Below are 24,860 nucleotides of genomic sequence, written 5' to 3'. Positions count from 1 at the left end.
CGTCCTGTCCTGATCCTGATATTGGCCAGAGCGACCGCATTTGCTACCCGTCCGCCAGGCGGAGGAGACGACAATGGCCGGGATCACGATTTTCGAGACGGTCGCGGCCATGCGTGAAGCCGTCGCCGGCTGGCATGCGGCTGGCGAGGAGGTGGCGCTGGTTCCGACCATGGGCGCCTTGCACGAAGGCCATATCGCGCTCGTGACGGAGGGTCAGCGCCATGCACGGCGCGTCATCGTCTCGATTTTCGTCAACCCGACCCAGTTCGCCCCTCACGAGGACTTCAAGAAATATCCCCGCACCTTCGACGACGATTGCGCCAAGCTCGTCGCCGCGGGAGCGGACGCGGTCTTCTTTCCCTCGGTCGAGGAGATGTATCCGGCCGGCTTCGCCACCCGCGTGCTGTTGCTCGGCCCCGCCGCCGTCAGCCTGGAAGACCGCTTCCGCCCGACGCATTTCGAAGGTGTCGCAACGGTTTGCTGCAAGCTGTTCACGCAGTCGCGCGCCGACTATGCCATCTTCGGCGAGAAGGACTACCAGCAGCTCAAGGTCGTCACCCGCATGGCGGCGGACCTCGACCTCGGCATCCGCATCGTCCCGCTGCCGACAATCCGGGAGGCGGATGGCCTCGCCATGTCCTCTCGCAACCGCTACCTCTCGGCCGAGCATCGCGCGCTGGCGCCGATCCTCCACCGCGTCATGCAGGATCTCGCAGCGCGCATCCGCAACGAGGATCCCCTCTTCCAGGCGGTTGCCGATGCCCAGAACGAGATCATCATCGCCGGCTTCGAGCTCGATTATCTCGAAGCGCGCCACGCCGAGACGCTTGCCCCGGTCACCGCATTGACCGATGGACCGATCCGCCTGCTGCTCGCGGCGCGCATCGGCAGCACCCGGCTGATCGACAACATCGCCGTCTGAGCGGCCGCATATAGGAACGTGCTGACGCTCACGGCTTCACGGCCTCGCATCGCCTTTCCAGCCGCGTGTCCCGCTGCTCAGCGGACATCGCTCACTTGTCCATGGCTGCGCCGTCGCCCTTATTTATCTTGATCATCAAGATAAAATGAACCATGCTCCGCCGCGCATTTTCGCAAGGAGGGTGGGGATGGCGCCAACATCCGTCGAGATTATCATTGGAATAACGATCCTGGCCGCCGTGATCGGGATCGGCGGCGGCCTCTATGAGTTCATCGTGATCGACCCCGCCTGGCCGCGCCGGCCTGCGCTGGTCCAGCCGGTGCATGGCGGAGTGTCGCGCAAGCGCTTCTGGATCCCAGCGCATATCGCCTTCGAGCTTCTGCTCATCACGGCGCTGGTGGTTGCCTGGGGGGACAACGATGTTCGGCTCGGGCTCCTGATCGCGCTCGCCACCCATGCGATGATGCGCATCTGGTCGGCATTCGATTTCATCCCGAAGGCCCTCGCTTTCGAGCGAGCCGAAGCGGGCGAGTTCTCACAGGAAGCGGCGCTGAGCTGGACTCGCCGCAGCCGCCTCAGAATGCTCCTCGATCTCGCGACGCTGGCCGCGCTGCTGGTGGCCTTCTGGACGGCCGTCCGAAGCACCGGGATCTGATCGAGATGTCCGATCGCGACGACGACATGCTGTTGCGTCAGCTCGGCCACGCCGTGAGGCGGATGGGAGCGCAGAGCGTGCTCAGCAGCGCCGCAATGGCCAAGCATTTCGGCCTGCACCCAACCGATCTGGAAGTGCTCGATCTCATTTTCCTGCGTGAGACCGTCACGGCCGGCGAACTCGCCACGGCCACCGGCCTGACTTCGGGCTCCGTGACGGCCCTCGTCGACAGGCTGGCCGCCCGCGGATACGTCATCCGCCGCCGCGACGAGGCCGATCGCAGGAGGATGCTGATCAGCGTGGTGCGGGCTGCGACGGCGCCGATCGAGGCAGCCTACGAACCGCGCCGCATCGCCATGCGTGCGCTTTGGTCGAGCTTCGACGACACGACGCTCCGGCTGGTCACCGATTTCCTGACGCGCAGCACCGACCTGCTGGTGCAATGTACCGAGGAGATTGTCGCGGCCGATATCGGCAAGGTCGGCGGAGCGGCCAAGCCGAGCTAGCGAACCACGGACGCGCCTTCGGGGGCCTGCTACAGCAGGCCCAACCCCGCCAGCTCCCGCCGCATCGCCTCCGGCATCTCGCCGAGATCGCCGCCATGCTCGGCGAGGTCGCGCGGCGCGTCCTTGACCTGCAGGTAGCGCCAGCCCTGGAACGGCCGGAACGGGCGCGGCTCCACCGGCACCACCACCGGTTCCATGACCAAGTGGCAGCGGCCGATGCCCTCCGCATCGGTGAAAGGCCGGATATCGGTCAGCCGTTGCCGCGCCGCGATCTGCCCCTTGATCACCCAGTAGAGCGAGCCGCCGTCGAGGATGTCCTCGATCTTCTTCGGCACCATGCGCGTGGTGTGGAGTTGCTCGATCGCCTCGCCGCGCGCCCGGCGCTGGTCCATGCGCTCCTCGATCCACTCCTCGAGGTCCATAATCGATTCCGCGCCGACGCAGAGCTTGAGCAAGTGAAGGGCCATGCTCGTAAAATAGGCCTCGGCGCCGCATCCAGCCAGCCCCTGCGGTGCTTCTCCACAGACGGGCTCAGCGGGCGTGAGCGAGTACGTTGACCAGCCGCTCGAACGGATCGCGCAGGAAGAAGCGCCGTACGCCCCAGGGCTCATCGACCGGGCCGTATTCGATCGGCAGTCCTGCGGCCGCGACCCTCGCCAGCACAGCGTCGAGATCATCGACTTCGATCGACAGGTCCGGCACCGGCGTGCCGGAACCGCCTTCGCTGGCGAAGCCGAGCTGTGGCCCCGTCGGATCGCCATCCGCCGCGCAGATCTGGATCCAGCCATGATACATGACGGGGTGCATGTCGAAAATGCTGCCGTAGAAGGGCTTCGCGAGACCCGGTTCGGCGGTTAGCATGGTCGCCACGATACGCTTCACCGTCATTCACGACTCCCAGACAGGCCACGGACGTTTCATCATGCGCGGACTTGCAGGCAAGGTCATCCTCGTCACCGGCTCCTCCACCGGCATCGGCTATGCGATGGCGGAACGGCTGATCGCCGAGGGCGCGAAGGTGCTCATCCACGGCCGCGACAAGGCCGAGGTCGATGCCGCCGTCGCCAACCTGGGCGAGGCCACGCGCGGCACCACCGGCGACCTCGCCCATCCCGAGACCGCACAGGCCATCGTCGATGCCACGGTCGCCGCCTTTGGTCGCATCGATGGCCTCGTCAACAACGCCGGCATCTACCCGCGCGGCATTCTCGGCGAGACCACCGCCGCCTTCTTCGACCATATGTTCGCGATCAACACCCGCGCGCCGCTGCTCTGCGCCGAAGCGGCGATCGGCGCCTTCCGCAAGCAGAAATCGCCCGGCGCCATCGTCACCGTCGGCTCGATCAACGCCTATTGCGGCCTTTCGAACCTGACCGTCTACTCGATGTCGAAGGGCGCGCTGATGACGATGACGCGTAACCTCGCCAACACGCTCGGCCCCGAGCATATCCGCGCCAACCAGCTCAACGTCGGCTGGACCTGGACCGCCAACGAGGATGCCACCCAGCAGCGCGAAGGCCAGCCGCCCGGCTGGCAGAACCACGTGCCGCTGCGCCACGCTCCGACCGGGCGGATCATGCAACCGGCAGAGATCGCGGCCCACACCGCTTTCTGGCTCTCGGACGACAGCGCGCCGGTTTCCGGCCAGATCTACGAGGCCGAGCAGTTCCCGATCATCGGCCGCGGATGAGGCCAGGTGGTCCGGAAGGTTTTCGAACCCTGGCTCGCCCGCTGGGGTCTCGTCGCAGACGGCCTGCCGATCAGGACCCATGCCAGCCATCTGCTGCCCGTTCTGCGCGACGGCGCACCCGCGATGCTCAAGCTGCCGGAGGTCGAGGACGAGCGACGCGGCTACCTGCCTTTGGAATACTGGAACGGCAACGGCGCCGCGCGCCTGCTCGCCCGTGGAGAGGACGGCGAGGCGATGCTGATCGAGCGCGCCACCGGCCAGCGCTCGCTCGCGGCCATGGCCCGCAGCGGTGCCGAGGGGGACGACGAAGCCACCGCCATCCTATGTGACGCCGTCACGGCCCTACAGAAGCTGCGTGGCCCGGCGCCCGCCGGGCTGATCCCGCTCGACATCTGGTTCAAGGACCTCTTCCCAGCAGCGGCCACCCATGGCGGCCTCCTTGCCCGCGCCGCAGCGGAGGCGAATGCGCTCCTACCGGCCCAGAAGGAGATCCTGCCGCTCCATGCCGATCTACATCACGACAACGTCCTCGATTTCGAAGATCGCGGCTGGCTCGCCATCGATCCGAAATCCGTGATCGGCGACCGCGCCTTCGAATACACGATCCTGTTCTGCGATCCCGATCTCGCCGATCCGGAGCCGCCGGTCGCGGTTGCGCCCGGCGTCTTCGAGCGGCGCCTGGAGATCGTGCTGGCGAAATCGGGACTGGAGCGCCGCCGCTTGCTGCGCTGGATCATCGCCTGGTGCGGCCTTTCGGCCAGTTGGTTCCTCGCGGAGGATGACCCGCTGGCGGAGATCAACCTCGCCGTTCTCGAGAAGGCCGCCGCGGCGCTCGGCGACCACGCTGCTCGCGATTGACACGGTCTCGGATTTAGATAGATTTTTACCTTACCTTAGGTAATGATCATAATCCATGATGCGTCCTCTTGCTCTGACGGCCGCAATGCTTGTGTGCGGCTCCACCTACGCGGCAGACAAACCCGTTCCGAAAGCTGAACTTCAGAAACTCGTCGTTGGAAAGTCGATCGGCATCGGAACATCGACGGCCTCTTACAGCGCCGACGGACGATATACCTTTAACGGCGGAAATTCGGGAAAGTACAGAATCGACAACGGGCGGATCTGCGTCGATTTTGACGCCGGCCAGGCGCGCTGTGACAAGATCGTCAAGGATGCGGGAAACTATTACCTGATCAACGCACAGGGCCAGCGCTACCAGTTCAGGCCCTGATCGCAGCCCTGCCTATCATTCCCCCAGCACGACCACCTTCGCGCCTTCCGCCACCTGCGCGCCGGGCTCGCCGACGACTTCGCTGACCGTGCCGTCGCGTGGGGCGGTCAGCACATGCTCCATCTTCATCGCCTCGACAATGGCGAGACGCTGGCCCTTGGTCACAGCCTCGCCCGGCGCCACGAAGAGCGCGACGAGCTTGCCATGCATCGGTGCCTTGACCACGCCGCCGGAGCCCGCCGCGGCGTCGAGGTCGACGCTGAACGGATCGAATAGCGACACAGCGGTCTGCCGACCGCGATGCAGCGCATACCAGACGCCGCCCTCGCCTTCCGCCAGCGAAACCTCATGTTCGCCCTCGCCGATCTCGTGGCCGGGCAGGCTGACGCGTGCATCCTCGCCGTCCCATTCGATCCTGGCCTCGACCCGCTCGCCATCGACCAGCAGCGGCAGGCCGAGCGGCTGGCGCGGCATTAGCGAGAAGGCATCGGCATCGAGCCAGGGCGAGCGCGCCTCGCCTTCCGCGCGGCCTGCGGCCTCGACCATCCCGATCTCCTGCCGCTCCTCCTCGAGCTGCAGGGCGGCGGCCGCGACCGCCGCCGCATCGAGCGGCTGCGGCTCGGCGCCGAGCGCCTGGATGTTGCGGTCGATGAAACCGGTGTCGAACGGCCCCTTCCGGAAGCCTTCTGCCTCGGTCAGCTTCTTGAGGAAGGCGAGATTGGTGCGCGGACCTGCGACGATCGTCTCGCCTAGCGCTGCGCCGAGCCGGTCGAGCGCCTCGTCGCGGGTTGCGCCGTGGGCGATCACTTTCGCGATCATCGGGTCATAGAAGGGTGTCACCGTATCGCCGGCCTCGACGCCGGTATCGATGCGGACGCCCTCGCCGTGCGGGAAGCTCAATGCCCAGAGCTTGCCGGTCGAAGGCAGGAAGCCCTTTTCCGGATCCTCCGCATAGAGCCGCGCCTCGACGGCGTGCCCCTTCGCCTTGACGTCGGCTTGCGTGAAGCCGAGCAGTTCGCCGGCGGCGACCTTCAACTGCAATTCGACGAGATCGAGCCCCGTGATCGCTTCCGTCACCGGATGCTCGACCTGAAGCCGCGTATTCATCTCCATGAAATAGAAGCGGTCGGCCCTGAGACCGTCACGCCCGTCCGCGATGAACTCGACCGTGCCGGCCCCGACATAACCGACTGCCTTCGCCGCCTCCGTCGCGGCCTTGCCCATGGCGGCGCGCACCGCGTCCGTCATCCCGGGCGCCGGCGCTTCCTCGATCACCTTCTGATGGCGCCGCTGCAGCGAGCAATCGCGCTCATAGAGATGCACGACATTGCCGTGGCTGTCGCCGAACACCTGGATTTCGACATGGCGCGGCGAGAGCACGTATTTCTCGATCAGCACGCGAGCATCGCCGAAGGCGTTCTGTGCTTCGCGCTGGGCGCTGGTCAGCGCATCATCGAAATCCTCGGGCCGATCGACCTTCTTCATACCCTTGCCGCCGCCGCCCGCGACCGCCTTGATCAACACAGGGTAGCCGATGCGCCGAGCTTCACCGCGAAGGAAATCGGCGCCTTGCTCGGCGCCGTGATAGCCCGGCACCACTGGTACGCCCGCCGTCTCCACCAGCGCCTTGGCAGCGTCCTTCAGCCCCATTGCCCGGATGGCGGAGGCCGGCGGCCCGACGAAGACGATGCCCGCCGCAGCGCAGGCATCAGCGAATTCGGGATTTTCCGAGAGGAAGCCATAACCCGGGTGAATGCAGGCGGCGCCGGCCTCCTTCGCGACTGCAAGGATCTTGTCGGCGTCGAGATAGCTCTCGCGGGCGGGCGCCGGGCCGATATGATAGGCCTCATCGGCCATCTGCACGAACAGCGCCTCGGCATCGGCATCCGAATAGACCGCGATGGTGCGCAGGCCGAGCCGCTTCGCAGTGCGGATGACCCGGCAGGCGATCTCGCCGCGATTGGCGATCAGGATGGAAGGCAGCTTGGCGGCGATCGTCATGGGCGGCGGCATCCCTGAAAAACCTGCCGTCTTTATAACCCGCCCGTCGCTCCTGTCTGCGCCTTGTTGCGCAAACCGGTTTGGGATGCTTCCGGGGCCGCGCTTCGTCGCAGCGAGCGCCAGATCGCCCATGTTGCCTGGAAGCAGATCCCGGCGACCACAAGGTCGAACAGATATTCCGGCCAGCGCACGGGGGCGATGCGCGCGGCGAGCCCGACCAGCGCGAAGCCGGTCGTCGAGATCGTGTCGTTGCGGCTCGACAGCCAGGTCGCCTTGATCACCGGATTGTCCTCGCGCCGGAAGCGCCAGAGCGCACCGACGACGAGGAAGGCGATAACGATGGCACTCACAGCCGCAAAGCCGAGCGTCCAGACCTCGATCGGCCGCGGATTGAGGATCTTGTCGTGGAGATCGTAGAGGGTATGAAACCCGGCGACGGCCATCACCGCGCCGATCGCGACGGCCGCGAGCCGTTCCGCCCGTGCATCGCGGCCGAAAACAACCGCTGCGATGCCATAGAGAGCAACGTCGTAGACCCAGTCGACACCATCCTTGAAGAGCTGGGCATTGCCGACGGCGAGCGCCCAGGCGACGGTCGCCACCGCCTGGATCAGGATCCCTAGCGCAATGCCCCAGATCGTCAGCGTATAGGCGCGGGCGACGGCGAGGCTTGGAGTGGCCGCTCCGCCTTCCCCGCCATGGTCGGGCTTGTCCCGACCATCCACGTCTTGCCACGCCTCAGCCATCCCTGCTCCTGTCATCCCGGACAAGCCGCATAGCGGCGCCGGTCCGGGATCCATGCCTGAGCACAGACCCGCAAAGCTCAGGCATGGATCCCGGGTCTACGCTTCGCTCCGCCCGGGATGACTGGCAAGGGCTGAGTTAGCCGCGCCCGACGAGCGGGGCGTTGGTCGCCATCACCGTGACGAAGAGGATGTTCGCGTCGAGCGGCAGCCCGGCCATGTGCAGCACGGTCGAGGCGACATGGTCGACATCCATCACCGGCTCGACCTTGATCGAACCATCGGCCTGCGGCACGCCGGTGGTCATCTTCCTCGCCATGTCGGTCAGCGCGTTGCCGATATCGACCTGGCCGACGGCGATGTCGTATTTGCGCCCGTCGAGCGAGGCGGTCTTGGTCAGGCCCGAAATCGCATGCTTCGTCGCGGTATAGGCGACCGAGTTCGGTCGCGGCGCCTGCGCCGAGATCGAGCCGTTGTTGATGATGCGCCCGCCGCGCGGCTCCTGCGCCTTCATCGCCTTGAAGGCTTCCTGCGTGCACAGGAACGGGCCGGTCAGGTTGGTGTCGACAACCTTCTGCCAATCCTCCAGCGAAAGGTCCTCCAGCATCACGCCGCCCGGCGCGTTGACGCCGGCGTTGTTGAACAGCACGTCGACCCGGCCGAAGGCCTGCCTTGTCTTCGCGAACAGGTTCTCGACCGAGGCCTTGTCGGTGACGTCCGTCGGCACCGCGAGGGCACGGCCCTTGTCCACGCCGGAGAGCGCGATCGTCTCCTCCAGCGCATCCGCCCGGCGCCCGGCCAGCACGGTGCGATAGCCGTCCTTCAGGAAGGCGATGGCGACCGCCCGGCCGACGCCCGAACCGGCACCGGTGATGATCGCGACCTTGTCGTGGCTTGCCATGCGTTTCCTCGCGCTTTTGGACATTCAATCGTTTCGACCAAAAGCATAAGCGCGGTCGCGCGACAAGGAAGAGCAGCCGACGCAAACCCTGCCGGCGCCCGCCGCGGGGAGTCCGGATGCCTCAGGCCACGCCGTAGCGCTTGAACCAGGCCAGCATCCGTGCCCAGCCATCCTCAGCCTGGGCCTTGCGATAGCTTGGCCGGTAATCGGCATGGAAACCGTGCGGCGCATCCGGAAAGATCACGACCTCGACGGTCTTCCCGGCCGCCTTGGCGGCATCGCGCTGCTTCTCGACGCTGGCAACCGGAATACCGGTGTCCGCCCCGCCATAGAGGCCGAGAACCGGTGCCTTGAGATCGCCGACGACCTCGGCGGCCGTCTTGGGCTGGATAGCCGTGGGGTTGCCGCCGAGCGGACCGTACCAGGCGACCGCGGCCTTCAGCTGCGGGTTATGCGCGGCATAGAGCCAGACGGCCCGCCCGCCCCGGCAGAACCCGGTGATACCCAGCCGCGCAGCATCGCCCCTGGACTGGCTCGCTGCCCATTTCGCTGTCGAATCGAGGTCGGAGAGGAGCGTGGCGTCCGGCGCCTTCGAGATGACGTCGCGCACGATGACCTGCGCGTCGGTCATTTTGGAAAGGTCGCCGAGCCGGGCATAGAGCTCCGGCGCCACAGCGCAGTAGCCGAGCTTGGCGAAGCGCCGGCAGATATCCTTGATGTATTCATGGACCCCGAAAATCTCTTCGACGACGAGGACGATCGGGAACGGCCCCGTGCCTTCCGGCATGGCCCGGTAGCCCGGCAGATCGCCATCCGCGGTCGGGATCTTCACCTCGCCGGCGACGAGCCCCTTGCTGTCCGTTGTGATCGTCTGGCCGTGAACGACCGTCGTCGCGAGCGTGAAACCACTGATCAGCCCGGTCATCACGAAGCCGCGCCGCGAGAACGGTTCGCTCACCAATCCGTCGAGCCCTTCGAGAGCTTCCCTTGCAGCGGTCTTGGTCGATGCGGACATGGCTGCGCTCCTTTGCTGGAAGCTGGGAGACTGCGGTGCCGGCGCGCATCTGCCAAGCGTCGGAATGCCGTCGCGAGGGTCACAGTGGCGTGAAGGCTTGCTACCGCCCTCGCCACACGGCAGCTTGCCGGCGAGCGATCAAGGAGAAAGCCAATGCCGCAATCGGATACCAATGCCTCGGATCTGATCGATGGGCGCATCGCGGAGCTCGGCGACTGGCGCGGCGAGACGCTCTCCCATCTGCGCGGGCTGATCCTGCAGGCCGACCCCGCCATCGCCGAGGAATGGAAATGGCGCGGCGTGCCCGTCTGGTCGCATGACGGCATCATCTGCACCGGCGAAACCTACAAGGCCGTCGTGAAGCTCACCTTCGCCAAGGGCGCCGCGCTCGAGGATCCGGCTGGCCTGTTCAATGCTAGCCTCGAAGGCAACACCCGGCGCGCGATCGACATCCGCGAAGGCGAGACGATCGACGCCGATGCGCTGAAAGCCCTGGTCCGTGCAGCCGCCACACTCAACGCCGCATCGCGCTCGCGCAAATAGCCACGCGAGCGATCGACAGCAGCGAGCGACCTCACATCCGGAACACGCCGAACTTCGTCTCGGGCACCTCGGCGTTGAGCGTCGCCGAGAAGGCCAGCGCCAGCACGCGCCGCGTCTCCGAGGGCAGAATGATGCCATCGTCCCAGAGCCGCGCCGTCGCGAAATAGGGCGAGCCTTCTTCCTCGTATTTGCTGCGGATCGGCGCCTTGAAGGCTTCCTCCTCCGCCGCGGGCCAGCTCTTGCCCTCGGCCTCGATATTGTCGCGGCGCACGGTCGCGAGCACGCTCGCCGCCTGCTCGCCGCCCATGACAGAGATGCGCGAATTCGGCCAGGTGAAGAGGAAGCGCGGCGAATAGGCCCGGCCGCACATGCCGTAATTCCCGGCGCCGAACGAGCCGCCGACCAGCACCGTGATCTTCGGCACCCGCGCCGAGGCGACCGCCGTGACGAGCTTGGCACCGTCCTTGGCGATGCCGCGCGTCTCGACGTCGCGGCCGACCATGAAGCCGGTGATGTTCTGCAGGAACAGCAGCGGAATGCGTCGCTGGCAGCACAACTCGATGAAATGCGCGCCCTTCAACGCGCTTTCCGAGAACAGGATGCCGTTATTGGCGATGATGCCGACCGGGATGCCGTGAATCCGGGCAAAGCCCGTCACCAGCGTCGTGCCGTAGAGCTTCTTGAACTCGTCGAATTCCGAGCCATCGACCAGCCGCGCGATCACCTCGCGGATGTCGTACTGCTTCTTGAGGTCGGTCGGGACGACGGCTTCGAGCTCGGCCGGATCGTAGAGCGGCTCGACCGGCTCGGCGATGTCGATATCCGGGCGCTTCACGCTATTGAGATTGCCGGCAATGCGCCGCGCGATTGCCAGCGCATGGGTGTCGTCGCCGGCATAATGGTCCGCCACGCCGGAGAGCCTTGCATGGACATCGGCGCCACCGAGGTCCTCGGCCGAGACGACCTCGCCGGTCGCAGCCTTCACCAGCGGCGGTCCACCCAGGAAGATCGTGCCCTGCTTCCGGACGATGATGGTCTCGTCCGACATCGCCGGCACATAGGCGCCGCCGGCGGTGCAGGAGCCCATCACCACTGCAATCTGCGGAATCCCCTCGGCCGAGAGCGTCGCCTGGTTGTAGAAGATGCGGCCGAAATGCTCGCGGTCGGGGAAGACTTCGGTCTGGTGCGGCAGGTTCGCGCCACCGGAATCGACGAGATAGATGCAGGGCAAGCGGTTCTCACGCGCGATCTCCTGCGCCCGCAGGTGCTTCTTCACCGTCAGCGGATAATAGGTGCCGCCTTTGATCGTCGCGTCGTTGCAGACGATCATGCATTCGCGCCCCGCGACGCGGCCGATGCCGGCGATCATGCCGGCGGCATGAACATCTCCTTCATACATATCGAAGGCAGCGAGCGAGCCGATCTCGAGAAAGGGCGAGCCGGGATCGGTCAGGCGCAGCACGCGCTCCCGGGGAAGCAGCTTCCCGCGCGCCGTATGGCGCTCGCGCGAACGCGCATTGCCGCCAAGTGCGGCGGTGGCGCGCCGCTCCTGCAGTTCCTGGCGCAGCCCGGCCCAGGCCTCGGCATTGGCACGCGTCTCGGCCGAATTCAGATCGACCTTGCTTTCGATGACCGGCACGGCGCGCTCCCTCGGCGACAATCTCCGTCGAGGTTATGGCGCGCCCCGCCGAAAACGCCAACCGGCACGGAAGCCCGGATGCAACCGGGCAATTCCGCGCCGCGAAAACGGGTCACTCGCTGGTCTTGTTGATCGATCCGGTCACGGACGGCGCGGCGACGGCACCGATCGCTCCACCGGCCACCGCGCCGATCGGCCCGCCGACGAGCGCCCCGGCGCCCGCGCCGGCAGCCGCCCCGGCGATGCGCTGCTCGGTCGTGTTGCAGGCTGCGAGCCCGATGGCGAGGCTCCCGGCCAGAAGAAAAGCACGCATTGTCATCCCCATGCTTCAGCCCAGTCCCCGAAAGGCGAGGATGGGTTCGGCATGGCTAACGAAGCGTAAATCAGGCGGGAATCGTGGGGCCGAACACCCGCTCGAACGCCTCGCGCAGCACCGAATCAGCCTCCGGCATCGTCACCGGCAGGCCGAGATCGACGAGCGAGGTCACGCCGTGGCGGCTGACGCCGCAGGGTACGATGCCGTCGAAATGCGAGAGGTCGGGATCGACGTTGAACGAGATGCCATGGAACGAGACCCAGCGGCGCACGCGGATGCCGATGGCGGCGATCTTGTCTTCGACATCCGCGCCGCGTTCGGGCCGGCGCACCCAGACGCCGACGCGATCCTCGCGCCGCTCACCGCGAATGTTGAAATCGTCGAGCGCACCGATCAGCCAGCCCTCCAGAGCGGCGACGAAGCGGCGCAGGTCCGGCTGGCGCCGCTTCAGGTCGAGCATGACATAGGCCACGCGCTGGCCGGGGCCGTGATAGGTGAACTGCCCGCCCCTGCCCGAGCGAAACACGGGAAAGCGCTCCGGCGCGATCAGGTCCTCGTCGCGGGCCGAGGTCCCGGCCGTATAGAGCGGCGGGTGCTCGACCAGCCAGACGCGCTCGCGCGCCTCACCGTCGGCGATCAGCGCGGCGCGCGCTTCCATCTCCGCCACGGCCTCGTCATAGCCGATGAGCCCTTCGGCCACGACCCATTCCACCGGCTCGGAGCCTTCTTCCGGAAGGAAGGAGACAGCGAGTTCCTCACGCATCTTCACCATGGCTTAACCATGTTCCGTTCAAGCTTTCCGGGCCGGAAGCATCCGGCCGATCATCGAGATGCCTCTTGCGCCCAAAAGCGACGGACAGGCAAGTTTCGCTGGTCCAATTCTGAAGTAGGGTTCCGGAGGCAGGACTTGAAGACCGATCTCGATCTCGTTCCTGTCGAGCTCACCGTCGTGCTGGGGAAGACCCGGATGCCGATCTACAAGCTGCTGCGACTCGGCCGCGGCGCCATCATCGAGCTCAATGCCAGCGAGACGGACGAGGTCCAGATTCTCGCGAACAACCATCCCTTCGCCAAGGGAATCGTCGTCGTCAGCGGCGCACGCATCTCCGTCGAGATCACGCAGATGCTGAAGCGCCCCACGGTTTACACGCTCGAGAGCGTCGCAGAGGCCGCCTGAGCCTCTTTTTCAAGGAAAAGACGAAAGGCTTCGCTTTTCCACAATGACACTCTTGTGGCGGCGGATTCGATTTGCTAGATCGGCGCCGCTCACCGGATGCACCGCCCGCAACCGGAACAGAGCTGCGGTCGTGGCGGAACTGGTAGACGCACTACCTTGAGGTGGTAGCGGGGAGACCCGTGGAGGTTCGAGTCCTCTCGACCGCACCATATTCGGACGATAGTCCAGAGAACGGCGACCCTCTCGGGTCGCCGTTCTCGTTTCCGGCTTCCGTCAGCGATTCGCGCCAAACTGCACCGCCCCTGGCTGACAGGCGTCAGAACTTTGGTAACGTAAATCGGCGATCAACTTGTCTCGTCCGATCCTTGAGAACATCTCCGCGCATGTCACGCATCCGCCTCCTGCCTTTTCTGGCTGCCGCCGCCCTTGCGGCTCTGGGCGGCTGCGTGGCGCTCGACACCGCCGGCGACCGGCGCCCGCATCCCGGCGTCGCCGAGGCGCATAGCTACGGCGTCCATGGCATCGACGTCTCGCGCTGGCAGGGCGAGATCGACTGGGCCTCGGTGAAGGCCTCCGGCATCCGCTTCGTCTACATGAAGGCGACGGAAGGTGGCGACCATGTCGACCCCGCCTTCCAGCGCAACTGGGAAGGCGCACGCCGTGCGGGCCTCGCGCGCGGCGCCTATCACTTCGTCTATTGGTGTCGCCCGGCCCATGAGCAGGCGCTCTGGTTCAAGCAGCAGATCCCGAACGATCCCGACGCCCTGCCGCCCGTGCTCGACGTCGAATGGAACGGCCACTCCAAGACCTGCCCGCAGAAGGTCAACCGCGAGCTGGCGCTGGAGAAGATCCAGCTCATGCTCACGGAGCTGGAGCAGCTTACCGGCAAGAAGCCGGTGATCTATACCGACATCACCTTCCACAGGGAGGTGCTGGAGGGCCAGTTCAACAACTATCCCTACTGGATCCGCTCGACGGCAGCGAAGCCGGAGACCCGCTACGCCAATCGTCCCTGGGCGATCTGGCAGTTCACCACCACGGCCCGGGTCCCCGGCATCCGTGGCGATGTCGACCGCAACGCCTTCTTCGGCAGCGAGAAGCAGTTCGTCGGCTGGTTGCAGGGCGAATACGACATCGCCACCCGCCGCTGGGAGAGGCACCGGCCGTCGCCGCCGCAACCGAGCCCGAGTCAGGAGACCCCGGCGGCGCCCGTCCCGATGCCCGCGGCACCTGGCCCCTTCTCGCCCGCTCCCGCGCCGGTCCCGAGGGAGAATCTGGAGGACGTCCCGGTCGCGCGCCTGCCTGGCAGCGTGCCGCCCATGGCCTCCGCCTTCCAGCCGCTAGACGATCAGGCCGTCCAGGACTGAAGCGGTTTCCGGGGCGGCCGGAGCCGGCCCGGCAAGGCACCGTCGCGCCTGTTTCGGACCGCCCGCATTCAGCCGGTTAACCAAGGCTGAAAAACATCCCTCGACTGCCGCGCAATTCTAACCAGCGCTTAACCACGCTCTCCGCATCTGGACCTGTGATGCGGGAGAAACACATGCCAGCGCGCCAGCTGACCAGCAGCAAGAAAGGCCTCGGCCTCCTCGCCGTTCTGGCTGCCCTCACCTGTCTGGCCGAGCCCGCCCCCGCCTTCTATCCGAAGAAGGGCGACAGTGCGCCGCATCACGGCGTGCGCGATGCGCGCCGCAAGGCCATTCAGGGCATCGACGTCTCGCGCTGGCAGGGCGAGATCGACTGGGCGAAGGTCAAGGATGCCGGCACCCGCTTCGCCTTCATCAAGGCGACCGAGGGCGGCGACCACGTCGATCCCAACTTCAAGCGCAACTGGATCGAGGCGAAGAAGCACGGCATCCCGCGCGGCGCCTATCATTTCGTCTGGTGGTGCCGCCCGGCCAAGGACCAGGTGCGCTGGATCAAGAAGCACATCCCGCGCGATCCCGACGCCCTGCCGCCCGTGCTCGACGTCGAATGGCAGAACGATTCGCAATGCACCCGCCGGGTCTCGCGCGAGGATGCGCTGGAAAAGATCCGGATCATGATGGCGGCCCTGCGCGAGCACACCGGCAAGAAGCCGATCATCTACACTGACATCAATTTCCACGAGGACGTGCTGGAGGGGGCGTTCAACGATCACCCCTACTGGCTGCGTTCGACGGCCGCGCCGCTGGCGAAACGCTATGCGCGCGACCGCTGGGAGTTCTGGCAGTTCACGACGACCGGCCGCGTGCCCGGCATCGTGGGCCATGTCGACCGCAATGCCTTCTTCGGCAGCGAACGGGAGTTCGAGGCCTGGCGTCAGGGCCGGTTCGACATCGGCTCGCGCAAATGGCACGGCGGCGAGCCGAAGGTCGCGGTGCGGACGCCGCCGCCAACGCCGGCCGGCTTGCGCGCACCCAAGGCGGCCGGCGGCACCAGGCTGAGATTCGTTCCGCCCGGCCGGATCCCCTCGCACACCGCCGACAACCGCGACGTTGGCACCACCGGTTCGCTCAGGCGCAACTGAGAGAAACGAAGCCGGCTGTCACGTCCTCGTCATATCGGCGGAGCCCTGTGCACGCCGCGCCGCGGTGCCGTGGCGATTCAGACGAGCGACGATGCCGATCGACCTGCAGTCCCAATCCGGTGTCATCTGGGCCTATCGCTTCGACGAGGAGGGGCGCCCCAGCCTGATTCCGCGCGAGACGCTGCCCGATCTGGCCCCGGGCGAAGGCTTCGTCTGGCTGCATCTCGATCTGGTCCACACCCGCGCGCAGAGCTGGATCGCCGAGCAGGCCCTGCCGGATACGGCACAAGAGGTCTTCCTCTCGCAGGAGACGCATCAGCGTTTGGACCACTCGGCCCAGCTCGCCTGGGGCGTATCGCATGACCTGATCCGCAGCATCGGCGAGAAATCCGACACGGTCGGCGCGCTGCGCTGGATCGTCGCCGACCGGTTCCTGCTCACCGGCCGGCGCGAGGCGCTGCATTCGATCCGGATGACGGCCGAGGCGCTCAACCGGGGCGAGCCGGCCGAAAGCCCGAGCGCGCTCTTCGAGCAGATCATCGAGTACATCATCGACGACCTCACCGACAGCGTCGTGCGCCTTATCGACGAGACCGACAGCGTCGAGGACCAGATCCTCCTCGATCGGCTGCATGATGGCCCGCAGCGTGTCGGTGCAATCCGCCGCATCGCCGTCCGGCAGCACCGCCAGCTCAGCGGCTTGCACGTGCTGTTCCGCCGCTTCGCCGAAACCCAGTCCGGCCGCAGCGCGCCCGATGCCGTCAGGGCGACGGCGGCGCGGTTGCTGCAGCGGATCGACACGCTCCACCACGACGTCCAGTCGGTCCAGGACCGGGCGCGGCTGCTGCAGGACGAGATCGCCGCCCGCTCCGCCAATCGCACCAACCGCCAGCTCTACGTACTCTCGATCCTGACGGCGCTGTTCCTGCCGGCGACCTTCATCACCGGCCTGTTCGGCATCAACGTGAAGGGCCTGCCCTGGGTCGAGGCCGATGCCGGTGCGTTCTATGTCACGCTGGCCTGCGTCGCCGCGGCCCTGTTGACCCTCGTGTTGCTACGGCGCCGGGGCGTGATCGGAAGCTGAACCGTCAAGGCTTCGCGAGCGCCGCCGCCGGCCGCTCGGTGATGCGGACGACGTCGAGCACGCCGCCTTCCACGACCGGCAGCACCTTGTTGGCCGCAAGCCCGGTCTGGCTTTCCGGCTCCAGCATCACCGGCAGCAGTGCCGCCAATGGCTGGTCCAGGCCGATATAGACATCGCCCGGCGCCAGCTCGACGGAGGCCGGCTCGGTCGCATAGCTGCCCTTCACGATCTGCCCGGCTCCGGTGTCGTCGCCGCGCCCGTCCTCCTTGGCACCAAGCTCAACCTTGACGACCCGGTAGCGCTCTCCCGGCACCGTCGCGGCTTTTGCGACCGTCTCCGTCTTCAACCCCAGGCGTTGCAGAGCTTCGATCGCAGCGCCGGCCTTCGCCGGCAGCACGTAGCCCGCCGGCCGCGGGCGCATCAGCACGGGCTCGATATCGAGGGATGACAGCCATTTCACCTCGACTGGCCGATCCTGGCCCGTCGCCGGATCGATGAAGGTCAGGGTGCGCTGCTCAGGCTTCTGCCGGGCCGTGACGATGAAGGGCGTTCCCGGCTTGATCGCCGTGACTTCGGACTCCGCCTTGCGCGTCGCCGTGAGGATATCGTCGGGCCGCTGCGCCGCGAGCTTCATCATCGCCTCGGAAGCGACAACATGGGCCTGCACGCGCCGGCCCAGATGCGCACGGCCGATGCCGACGCCGCGCGTCTCCAGCAGCAGGCTGACCGCATTGCGCAAGCCCGCGATGTTGCGCCCGGTATCCGCGCCGATGCTGCCCATCGCCACCGGCGAGGCCGGATTCGAACCGTCGGTCGTGTGGTACCAATCATAGGTGACACCCGCGGCCTCGAAGGCCGAACGCAGCGCCGGCAGCACGACATCGTCCTGGACCTGTTTCAGTGCCGGGGCGAGGTTCGGCACCGTCGCGGCCTGGATCATCCCGTCGATCCTGACCAGCCCGCCGGTCTTCTCGACCCAGCGCCCGGCGACGGTGAATTCATGGCAGTCGAGCAGGATGTCCGGGCGGTAGCGTGTGAAGAGTTCCGCAATCGCCCGGATTTCCGGCGTGCGCAATTGGGTATGGTCGCGATTGGCGTCGATGCCGTTGCTGAGCGCCCGGCGGAAGCGATCGGCCCCGTCGGGATTGCCGCGCGGGATGATGACCACGTCGATCGCGTCGAGCAGTGGCGCGAGATTCCCGGCACCGAGCCGTTCGGCCAGCACGAGCATCGCCTCGCCACCTGCCGGCTCGTTGCCGTGCTGCTGGCCGATCAGCATCACCACCGGTCTCTGCCCCTTGCCGACCGTATCGGGACCATGGCGCGTGAACACCAGGGCGGGCATGTCGCGCCCTTCCTGGCTCTTGGCGACGATCGACAACGTCATCTGCGGCGCTCGGGCCGCGAGCGCCGTCAGGAACGCCATCATCTCGGCCTGGCTGGTGAAATCGGCTTTGCCGGGCGCGAAGGCGGGCGTCGTGAAGGCGACCTGCGGGTCGGGATAATGCTCCGCGACTTCCGGGCTCTCGCGATAGGCGCTCTCCGGCTTGAACTGCGCCAGGGCTGCGCCCCCAAGCGCAACGACGAGACCGGCTGCGAGAATGTTCCGACCGTTCATGGTGCGCTCCCGCCTGGCGATTGAAGCGCTACCCTAAATCCGCTCGCGAGCGGCCTGCAATGTCCTGCGCTGCCGGACGTCGTTCAGGCCGCGAGAGGACGCGCATTCACCTCGATGGTGACATGGGACAGCGTCGGGAGGTCGGCGAGCAGGGCCTTGTAGGTCGCGGGCGGCTTGGGCTCCCCAGTGACGATCGAAACAATGGCGCTGCGATGGCCGGGCCCGACCTGCCAGAGATGGAGATCGGCGACCTCTGCCCCCTCAGCGGCAAGCCGCTCGCCGATCCGCTCCGCCAGCGTCTCGTCCGGCACGGTGTCGAGCAGCACGGCCCCCGAGCTGCGCAGCAGGCCGATCGACCAATGGGCGATCACGCCGGCGCCGACGATACCCATCACCGGATCGAGCCAGACCCAGCCATAATACCGCCCGCCGAGCAGCGCCGCGATCGCCAGGACCGAGGTGAAGGCATCCGCGATGACATGCATATAAGCCGCGCGCAGATTGGTATCGGCGCCATGCCCGCCATGAGAATGGTGGCCGTGGTGATGGTCACTATGATCATGATCGTCGTGGTCGTGGTCGTGCGCGTGGTCGTGGCCGCGGTGCCCGGTGCCGCCATGGCTGTGGCCATGATGATGGCCATGCTCGCCCCTGAGCAGCCAGGCGCTCACCAGATTGACCGCGAGTCCGAGCACCGCGATCGCCGTCGCCTGGGTGAAATCGATCGCGATCGGCGTATAGAGCCGCAGCGCCGACTCCCCCGCGACAGCCAGCGCGATGAACATCAGGAGCAAGGCGCTGGCGAAGGCCGCGAGATCGCCGAGCTTGCCCGTCCCGAAGCTGAAACGGCGGTCATGCGCATGCTGCCGTGCGAAACGATAGGCGAAGGCTGCAATGCCGAGTGCCGCCGCATGGGTCGACATGTGCCAGCCATCGGCCATCAGCGCCATCGAGCCGAAGACGGTGCCAGCGACGATCTCCGCCACCATCATCACCGTCGTCAGGCCGACGACGAGCCAGGTGCGCCGCTCATGGCGATCGTGCTCGCTTCCGAGAAAGACGTGCTGGTGTTGGGCGGGAAAGCTGTTTGCAGCCGACATCGGTTTGCTCCGGGCGGTCAGAGATATTTGGTGAGAGCCTTCAGGCTCTCGATCATGCGCCGCGCTTCGGGCGTCGCGGTCTCCGCATGGTCGAAGAGGTGATGCTCGATGTGATCGAAGATCAGCAGCTCCTTGACCTTCGCCAGCGCCTTCTCGACGGCCTGAAGCTGCTGCACCACCTCTGGAACCGCCCTGCCCGCCTCGACCATGCCGACCACGGTGCCGAGGTGCCCCTGCGCGCGGCGCAGGCGGTTGATGATATCGGGATCCATTGCATGACTCATGCTCATATCCTATCCCCCTGGATAGGATATGAGCAATAGGACTTCTCCAACCCTCACCTGCGATTGCCGCCCGCAGCTGCGGCGTCGACGCCAAACCGCGTCGGGCGCGCCTGCACACTGACGCGCACGCATCGGCCCGGCTATAACAACGGCAAGGGAGCCTCGCTCCCAATGACCTGGGAGGTTCCGCCATGCTTGCCAACGCGCCGCGCCCCTTCAATTTCGATCTCGGCGAGACTGCCGATGCGATCCGCGACACGGTCCATGCCTTCGCGCAGGAGAAGATCGCCCCACGCGCCGAGGAGATCGACAAGAGCAACCAATTCCCGCGCGACCTCTGGCCGGAGATGGGCGCGCTCGGTTTGCACGGCATGACGGTCGAGGAGGAGTATGGCGGCACCGGCCTCGGCTATCTCGAGCACTGCATCGCGGTCGAGGAGGTCTCGCGCGCTTCGGCCTCGGTCGGCCTCTCCTACGGCGCCCACTCCAATCTCTGCGTCAACCAGATCCGCCGGAACGGCAATGAGGCGCAGAAGCGCAAATACCTGCCCAAGCTGATCTCCGGCGAGCATGTCGGTGCGCTCGCCATGTCGGAGCCGGGTTCGGGCTCGGACGTCGTCTCGATGCGCACCCGCGCCGAGAAGAAGGGCGACCGCTACGTCCTCAACGGCAACAAGATGTGGATCACCAACGGCCCGATCGCCGAGACGCTGGTGGTCTATGCCAAGACCGATCCGGAAGCCGGCCCGCGCGGCATCACCGCCTTCCTGATCGAGAAGGGCATGAAGGGCTTCTCGACCCATCAGAAGCTCGACAAGCTCGGCATGCGCGGCTCGGACACCTGCGAGCTCGTCTTTCAGGATTGCGAGGTCCCGGAGGGGAATGTGCTCGGGACCGTCGGGCGCGGCGTCAACGTGCTGATGTCCGGCCTCGACTATGAGCGCGTCGTCCTGGCAGCCGGCCCGCTCGGCATCATGCAGGCGGCGCTCGACGTGGTCATGCCCTATGTCCATGAGCGCAAGCAGTTCGGTCAGTCGATCGGCGAGTTCCAGCTTGTCCAGGGCAAGGTCGCCGACATGTATGTCGCGATGAATTCCTGCCGCGCCTATGTCTACGCCGTCGCCAAGGCTTGCGACCGTGGCGAGACCACCCGCGAGGACGCTGCCGGCGCCATCCTGATCGCGGCCGAGAAGGCGACGCAGGTCGCGCTCGATGCGATCCAGCTCCTCGGCGGCAACGGCTATATCAACGACTATCCGACCGGCCGCCTGCTGCGCGACGCCAAGCTCTACGAGATCGGCGCCGGCACCAGCGAGATCCGCCGCATGCTGATCGGGCGGGAGCTGTTCAACAAGACGAAGTGAAGGTAGAGGGGCCTCATGCCCCTCTATTTCGCCTACGGCCTCAACATGGACCCGGTCGGGATGGCACGGCGCTGCCCGAATTCGCGGGCGCTCGGCCCGGCCCGCCTCCCGCGCCACCGCTTCATCGTCACCCGCGACGGCTATGCCTCGGTGATCCGCGATCAGCACGAGGAGGTCCACGGCGTGCTCTGGGACTGCTCGCTGGCGGACATCCGCGTACTCGACAAATTCGAGGACATTGCCAGCGGGCTCTATGTGAAGATCAACCAGCCTGTGATCGTGCCGGGTGGCGCCAAGCGCGCGCTGATCTATATCGGCCGCACTGGCGATCCCGGAAGGCCGAAGCCCGGCTATATGGAGACGGTCATTGCCGGCGCGAAACATTTCGCCCTGCCAGAGACTTACGTCGCCGGCTTGAATCGCTTTCTGACCAAACCGAATCTGGATCTGAAGCCGTTGAATCGGGATGTGAACGAGCCGCTGCCGCCCGGTCCGGTGCCGGGCGTGCGCCCTCGCGCCACCGCTCCCGACACGGTCCGCCCGCCTGGCAAGCGCGCATGACGCCACGCATTCCGGCTGTCGCCCTCGTTCTCCTGCTCGGCCTGCCGCTGCCGCAAGCCGCCGCCCAATCGACGACGAAGGACGACATCGCCGGCCTGCTCCGCATCGCGGCGATGACCGAATGGGTGACGTCCGAATGCGGCGAGCACTACGTCGGGCAACTGAAGCCAGAGCTGATGCTGACGATGCGAAGCACCTTGCGCTCGGCCGATACAGGCGATGTCGGGAAATTTCGCGCCGCCATGCGCGAACATGCCTTCACCTTCAAGAGCAGGCGCGACGCGTGCCGCAGCGCGACGGAATACCTGAAATCCGTCCAGTGATCGAAGGCAGATGGGTAAGCCGGCTCGGCATAACCGCCCCGGAATGCCAACCATGGAAAATAGAACAATTACAGACCCGTACGCCGCGAGTGGTCATTTCGCGCGGAAGCGGGCGATTATCGTGGAATGACTACCCGATGAACTCAATTGCCACGAAAAAGCCTCATTTCACCTGTCCGCCAGACTCGTTATTTCAAGCATTATCCGCGAGGAGACGATTATGAGTGGAATTATTGGCTGGATCGCCGGCAAGGTAAAATGGCTTTTGCTGATTGCCGCCGTTGGCGGGCCTTTCATGGCCTATATGAGCTGGCAGGACGGCGAACGCGTGAAGAAGGTCGTCGCCGAGGGTGTCGAAACCCGGGCTTCCGTCGAGGGAGCCACCCGCACCAAGCGCCGCCGTGGCGGCACCAGCTACACCGTCGATCTCGCCTGGAAGGACGCCTCCGGCCAGGACCGCACGGCAGAGAAGGTGTCGATCTCGCACCAGTTCGCGAGCCACATCATTTCCAATGATCGGCTCACCGTCGACGCGCTGCCGATCAAATACCTCCCTGGCGAACAGGGCAAGGACAGCGTCATCATTCGGGACGATGCCGACAAGCAGGCCGATCTCGACCACGAGATGATCTATGTCGGCGCCGGTGCCGGCGTCGTCGGCATCCTGGGTTCCGGCCTCTGGTTCCTGCTCGGCAGGCGCCGCTCCGCGGCCCAAACCGAGGCCGAACAGCCGGCGGCATAAGCCGTCCGACCGCACGGAGACGAAAAGAAAGGGCCGCTCGCGCGGCCCTTTCCATGTCTTGCACCGATCAGGCTGCGAGCCCTTTCGCGATCTCGCTCGCCTGTTTCTCGAACAACGCCCGATAAGCGCCGTCCTTGCGATTGAGCAGGGTCTCGTGTGGCCCCTCCTCGATCACGCGGCCACGGTCGAAGACCAGGATGCGGTCCATGGCTCGCACCGTCGAAAGCCGGTGCGCGATCACGATCGTGGTCCGGCCCTCCATCAGGCGTTCGATCGCCTGCTGGATCAGCGCCTCCGATTCCGAATCGAGGCTCGAGGTTGCCTCGTCCAGAATCAGGATCGGCGCATCGGCCAGGAAGGCCCGGGCCAGCGAGACCCGCTGGCGCTCGCCACCCGAGAGCTTGATGCCGCGCTCGCCGACGAGCGTGGCGTAGCCCTTGGGCAGGCGCATGATGAAGTCATGCGCGTTGGCGAGCTTTGCCGCCTGCTCGATCTGGGCCTGCGAAGCGCCCGGACGACCATAGGCGATGTTCTCGGCCAGAGAGCGGTGGAACAGCACCGGCTCCTGCTGCACGATCGCGATCTGCCGGCGCAGGCTCTCCTGCGTGACGCCCGCGATGTCCTGCCCGTCGATCGCGATGCGGCCACCGGTGACATCGTAGAGTCGCTGCACCAGCTTGACGAAGGTCGTCTTGCCGGAGCCGGAGCGGCCGACAAGGCCGACCTTCTCGCCGCCGCGAATGGTCAGCGAGAAATCGCGATAGAGCGGGTCGTGATGGCCTCCATAGTGGAAGGTCACGTCCTCGAAGGCGATCTCGCCCGCCGTCACGCCCATCGCCACCGCACCCTTCCGGTCCGGGACGCCATAGGGAAGATCGTGCATCCAGACGAGTTCCTCCATGTCGTTGACCGAGCGCTGCAGGTTGTGGACATGCTGGCCGACATCGCGCAGATAGCCATGCACCACCGCATAGGCCGTGAGCACGAAAGCAACGTCACCGGCGCTCGCCCGCCCGTTCAGCCACAGCCAGATCACCAGGCCGATGACGGCGGCCCGCAGGATCAGCAGCACCACCAACTGGCCGGTTCCCGACCAGGTGCCGCGCACCCAGGCGCGCCCCGTCCTGAGGCTCCACTTCGCCACCACCGTGGCGAGGCGCAGATCCTCGCGCGTCTCCGCACCGAAAGCCTTCACCACCGGGTTGCAGGTGATGGAGTCCGCCAGCGCGCCGCCTAGCCGCGTGTCCCAGGCATTGCCCAGCCGCGCCGCCGGAGCGACGAAGCGCAGCGAGAGAGCCAAGGTCAGCCCGATATAGACCAGCGCCCCCACCGCCACGACGAGCCCCATCACCGGCCAGTGCCAGGCCAGCAGCGCCGTCATGCCGAGCAGGATGACGAGCGAGGGCAACAGCGCGATCAGCACCGTGTCGGTCAACAGGTCGAGCGCCCACATGCCGCGCGTGATCTTGCGCACCGTCGAGCCGGCAAAGTTGTTGGCATGCCAATCCGTCGAGAAACGCTGCAGGCGCGCGAAGGCCTCCTGCGCCACGTCGCTCATCGTGCGCAGCGTCATGGTGGTGAGCCCGAGGAAGGCGAAATGACGCCCCGCCACGGTGATCGCGGCAAGCGCCATCATCGCGGCGAGCGCCCACAGCGCCGCTTCGGCGCTGCCGACACCGTTGGCGACGGCATCGACAAGGCGGCCAGCATAGACCGGCGTGAACAGCTCGGCGAGCGTGGCAACCACGGTGACGCCCGCAACCCAGGCAACCTGCCCGGGCCGGCGCGCCCAGTGTTGGAAAGTGAAGCCGAGAACGGCCCGGAACGGCTCCCGCCGCCCGGTTTGAGTATCGAGAGACATAGGATCATTCGGCGCCGTGAAGGCAGCCGACTCCAAATCAGGAGGAGACGACGACGCGCGCCGGCTCCAGCGAAGAAC

At 66.3% G+C, this 24,860-nt stretch carries 27 protein-coding genes, 1 tRNA gene and 1 pseudogene; 16 read left to right on the top strand and 13 right to left on the bottom strand.

Annotated features, from left to right (window positions below; translation table 11 throughout):
• Positions 1-73: 73 nt before the first annotated feature.
• The 3 genes from panC to CE453_RS13745 all read left to right on the top strand — a co-directional run bounded on the left by panC (position 74) and on the right by CE453_RS13745 (position 2,083).
• Positions 74-922, top strand: a complete 849-nt coding sequence (panC, locus tag CE453_RS13755; protein WP_089175105.1) for a pantoate--beta-alanine ligase — start codon at positions 74-76, stop codon at positions 920-922.
• 187 nt (positions 923-1,109) lie between these two features.
• The gene (locus CE453_RS13750) at positions 1,110-1,577 is read left to right on the top strand and encodes a hypothetical protein (RefSeq protein WP_089175104.1); all 468 of its coding nucleotides are present in this window, start codon (positions 1,110-1,112) and stop codon (positions 1,575-1,577) included.
• A 5-nt stretch (positions 1,578-1,582) separates the two neighbouring features.
• Complete coding sequence (locus CE453_RS13745) at positions 1,583-2,083, top strand: MarR family winged helix-turn-helix transcriptional regulator (protein ID WP_089175103.1); 501 nt, start codon at positions 1,583-1,585, stop codon at positions 2,081-2,083.
• A gap of 29 nt (positions 2,084-2,112) precedes the next feature.
• Here the strand turns inward: CE453_RS13745 and CE453_RS13740 are convergent, their stop codons facing one another.
• Positions 2,113-2,550 carry a DUF1489 family protein gene (locus CE453_RS13740; RefSeq protein ID WP_089175102.1) on the bottom strand — a complete coding sequence of 146 codons (438 nt, stop codon included), beginning with the start codon at positions 2,548-2,550 and terminating at the stop codon, positions 2,113-2,115.
• Between the two features lie 64 nt (positions 2,551-2,614).
• Positions 2,615-2,971 (bottom strand): VOC family protein, encoded by a 357-nt coding sequence (locus CE453_RS13735; protein WP_089175101.1) that lies wholly within the window; start codon positions 2,969-2,971, stop codon positions 2,615-2,617.
• Positions 2,972-3,005: 34 nt separating this feature from the next.
• On the opposite strand from CE453_RS13735, the gene CE453_RS13730 reads away from it, so the two are divergent.
• The 3 genes from CE453_RS13730 to CE453_RS13720 are packed head-to-tail and all read left to right on the top strand — an operon-like array spanning position 3,006 to position 5,004.
• A complete protein-coding gene (locus CE453_RS13730; RefSeq protein WP_089175100.1) occupies positions 3,006-3,773 on the top strand; it encodes an SDR family NAD(P)-dependent oxidoreductase in 768 nt (255 codons plus the stop codon).
• Between the two features lie 6 nt (positions 3,774-3,779).
• On the top strand, positions 3,780-4,631 hold the full coding sequence (locus CE453_RS13725) for an aminoglycoside phosphotransferase family protein (RefSeq protein ID WP_089175099.1): 852 nt from the start codon (positions 3,780-3,782) through the stop codon (positions 4,629-4,631).
• Positions 4,632-4,686: 55 nt separating this feature from the next.
• Entirely contained in the window at positions 4,687-5,004 is a 318-nt protein-coding gene (locus CE453_RS13720; protein ID WP_089175098.1) for a hypothetical protein, read from the top strand.
• 15 nt (positions 5,005-5,019) lie between these two features.
• Here CE453_RS13720 and CE453_RS13715 read toward each other — a convergent pair whose 3' ends face one another.
• From CE453_RS13715 to CE453_RS13700, 4 genes are all read right to left on the bottom strand, one after another.
• On the bottom strand, positions 5,020-7,005 hold the full coding sequence (locus tag CE453_RS13715; protein ID WP_089175097.1) for an acetyl-CoA carboxylase biotin carboxylase subunit: 1,986 nt from the start codon (positions 7,003-7,005) through the stop codon (positions 5,020-5,022).
• 32 nt (positions 7,006-7,037) lie between these two features.
• Positions 7,038-7,751 carry a cation efflux transmembrane domain-containing protein gene (locus tag CE453_RS13710; RefSeq protein WP_089175096.1) on the bottom strand — a complete coding sequence of 238 codons (714 nt, stop codon included), beginning with the start codon at positions 7,749-7,751 and terminating at the stop codon, positions 7,038-7,040.
• A 136-nt stretch (positions 7,752-7,887) separates the two neighbouring features.
• On the bottom strand, positions 7,888-8,649 hold the full coding sequence (locus tag CE453_RS13705; protein WP_089175095.1) for an SDR family oxidoreductase: 762 nt from the start codon (positions 8,647-8,649) through the stop codon (positions 7,888-7,890).
• Between the two features lie 121 nt (positions 8,650-8,770).
• On the bottom strand, positions 8,771-9,664 hold the full coding sequence (locus CE453_RS13700; protein ID WP_157733034.1) for a dienelactone hydrolase family protein: 894 nt from the start codon (positions 9,662-9,664) through the stop codon (positions 8,771-8,773).
• 153 nt (positions 9,665-9,817) lie between these two features.
• Here CE453_RS13700 and CE453_RS13695 point away from each other — a divergent pair, with 153 nt between their 5' ends.
• The gene (locus tag CE453_RS13695; protein ID WP_089175094.1) at positions 9,818-10,207 is read left to right on the top strand and encodes a DUF1801 domain-containing protein; all 390 of its coding nucleotides are present in this window, start codon (positions 9,818-9,820) and stop codon (positions 10,205-10,207) included.
• A gap of 31 nt (positions 10,208-10,238) precedes the next feature.
• Here CE453_RS13695 and CE453_RS13690 read toward each other — a convergent pair whose 3' ends face one another.
• From CE453_RS13690 to lipB, 3 genes are all read right to left on the bottom strand, one after another.
• Positions 10,239-11,846, bottom strand: a complete 1,608-nt coding sequence (locus CE453_RS13690) for a carboxyl transferase domain-containing protein (RefSeq protein ID WP_089175093.1) — start codon at positions 11,844-11,846, stop codon at positions 10,239-10,241.
• Between the two features lie 112 nt (positions 11,847-11,958).
• Entirely contained in the window at positions 11,959-12,159 is a 201-nt protein-coding gene (locus CE453_RS13685; protein ID WP_089175092.1) for a hypothetical protein, read from the bottom strand.
• Positions 12,160-12,229: 70 nt separating this feature from the next.
• Entirely contained in the window at positions 12,230-12,934 is a 705-nt protein-coding gene (gene lipB, locus CE453_RS13680) for a lipoyl(octanoyl) transferase LipB (protein WP_089175091.1), read from the bottom strand.
• Positions 12,935-13,069: 135 nt separating this feature from the next.
• On the opposite strand from lipB, the gene CE453_RS13675 reads away from it, so the two are divergent.
• From CE453_RS13675 to CE453_RS13655, 5 genes and pseudogenes are all read left to right on the top strand, one after another.
• The gene (locus tag CE453_RS13675) at positions 13,070-13,339 is read left to right on the top strand and encodes a FliM/FliN family flagellar motor switch protein (protein ID WP_248308063.1); all 270 of its coding nucleotides are present in this window, start codon (positions 13,070-13,072) and stop codon (positions 13,337-13,339) included.
• Positions 13,340-13,463: 124 nt separating this feature from the next.
• Positions 13,464-13,548, top strand: a tRNA-Leu gene (locus tag CE453_RS13670).
• Between the two features lie 174 nt (positions 13,549-13,722).
• Positions 13,723-14,472, top strand: a pseudogene (locus CE453_RS13665) (glycoside hydrolase family 25 protein); the annotation flags it as partial.
• Positions 14,473-14,879: 407 nt separating this feature from the next.
• On the top strand, positions 14,880-15,845 hold the full coding sequence (locus CE453_RS13660; RefSeq protein ID WP_089175088.1) for a glycoside hydrolase family 25 protein: 966 nt from the start codon (positions 14,880-14,882) through the stop codon (positions 15,843-15,845).
• A 91-nt stretch (positions 15,846-15,936) separates the two neighbouring features.
• Positions 15,937-16,929 carry a CorA family divalent cation transporter gene (locus CE453_RS13655; protein ID WP_089175087.1) on the top strand — a complete coding sequence of 331 codons (993 nt, stop codon included), beginning with the start codon at positions 15,937-15,939 and terminating at the stop codon, positions 16,927-16,929.
• Between the two features lie 4 nt (positions 16,930-16,933).
• On the opposite strand, the gene CE453_RS13650 is transcribed toward CE453_RS13655, so the two are convergent.
• From CE453_RS13650 to CE453_RS13640, 3 genes are all read right to left on the bottom strand, one after another.
• Entirely contained in the window at positions 16,934-18,547 is a 1,614-nt protein-coding gene (locus CE453_RS13650; RefSeq protein ID WP_089175086.1) for a M14 family metallopeptidase, read from the bottom strand.
• A gap of 83 nt (positions 18,548-18,630) precedes the next feature.
• Positions 18,631-19,647 (bottom strand): CDF family Co(II)/Ni(II) efflux transporter DmeF, encoded by a 1,017-nt coding sequence (gene dmeF, locus CE453_RS13645; RefSeq protein WP_089175085.1) that lies wholly within the window; start codon positions 19,645-19,647, stop codon positions 18,631-18,633.
• 17 nt (positions 19,648-19,664) lie between these two features.
• Positions 19,665-19,931, bottom strand: coding sequence for a metal-sensing transcriptional repressor (locus CE453_RS13640; RefSeq protein ID WP_248308062.1), 267 nt, complete (start codon positions 19,929-19,931; stop codon positions 19,665-19,667).
• A 191-nt stretch (positions 19,932-20,122) separates the two neighbouring features.
• Between CE453_RS13640 and CE453_RS13635 the strand changes: the two genes are divergently transcribed.
• The 4 genes from CE453_RS13635 to CE453_RS13620 all read left to right on the top strand — a co-directional run bounded on the left by CE453_RS13635 (position 20,123) and on the right by CE453_RS13620 (position 22,921).
• Positions 20,123-21,295, top strand: coding sequence for an isovaleryl-CoA dehydrogenase (locus CE453_RS13635; protein ID WP_089175083.1), 1,173 nt, complete (start codon positions 20,123-20,125; stop codon positions 21,293-21,295).
• Between the two features lie 15 nt (positions 21,296-21,310).
• Positions 21,311-21,856, top strand: a complete 546-nt coding sequence (locus CE453_RS13630) for a gamma-glutamylcyclotransferase family protein (protein WP_089175082.1) — start codon at positions 21,311-21,313, stop codon at positions 21,854-21,856.
• Entirely contained in the window at positions 21,853-22,179 is a 327-nt protein-coding gene (locus CE453_RS13625; protein ID WP_089175081.1) for a hypothetical protein, read from the top strand. Before CE453_RS13630 ends, CE453_RS13625 begins: the two co-directional genes overlap by 4 nt.
• Before the next feature lie 220 nt (positions 22,180-22,399).
• Positions 22,400-22,921, top strand: a complete 522-nt coding sequence (locus CE453_RS13620; RefSeq protein WP_089175080.1) for a hypothetical protein — start codon at positions 22,400-22,402, stop codon at positions 22,919-22,921.
• 67 nt (positions 22,922-22,988) lie between these two features.
• On the opposite strand, the gene CE453_RS13615 is transcribed toward CE453_RS13620, so the two are convergent.
• The gene (locus CE453_RS13615; RefSeq protein ID WP_089175079.1) at positions 22,989-24,782 is read right to left on the bottom strand and encodes an ABC transporter ATP-binding protein; all 1,794 of its coding nucleotides are present in this window, start codon (positions 24,780-24,782) and stop codon (positions 22,989-22,991) included.
• Positions 24,783-24,860 lie beyond the last annotated feature (78 nt).

The sequence above is a fragment of the Bosea sp. AS-1 genome (assembly GCF_002220095.1).
Classification (GTDB): domain Bacteria; phylum Pseudomonadota; class Alphaproteobacteria; order Rhizobiales; family Beijerinckiaceae; genus Allobosea.
Note: the sequence above shows the minus strand (reverse complement) of the source record. Positions and strands in the feature narration are given on the sequence as shown.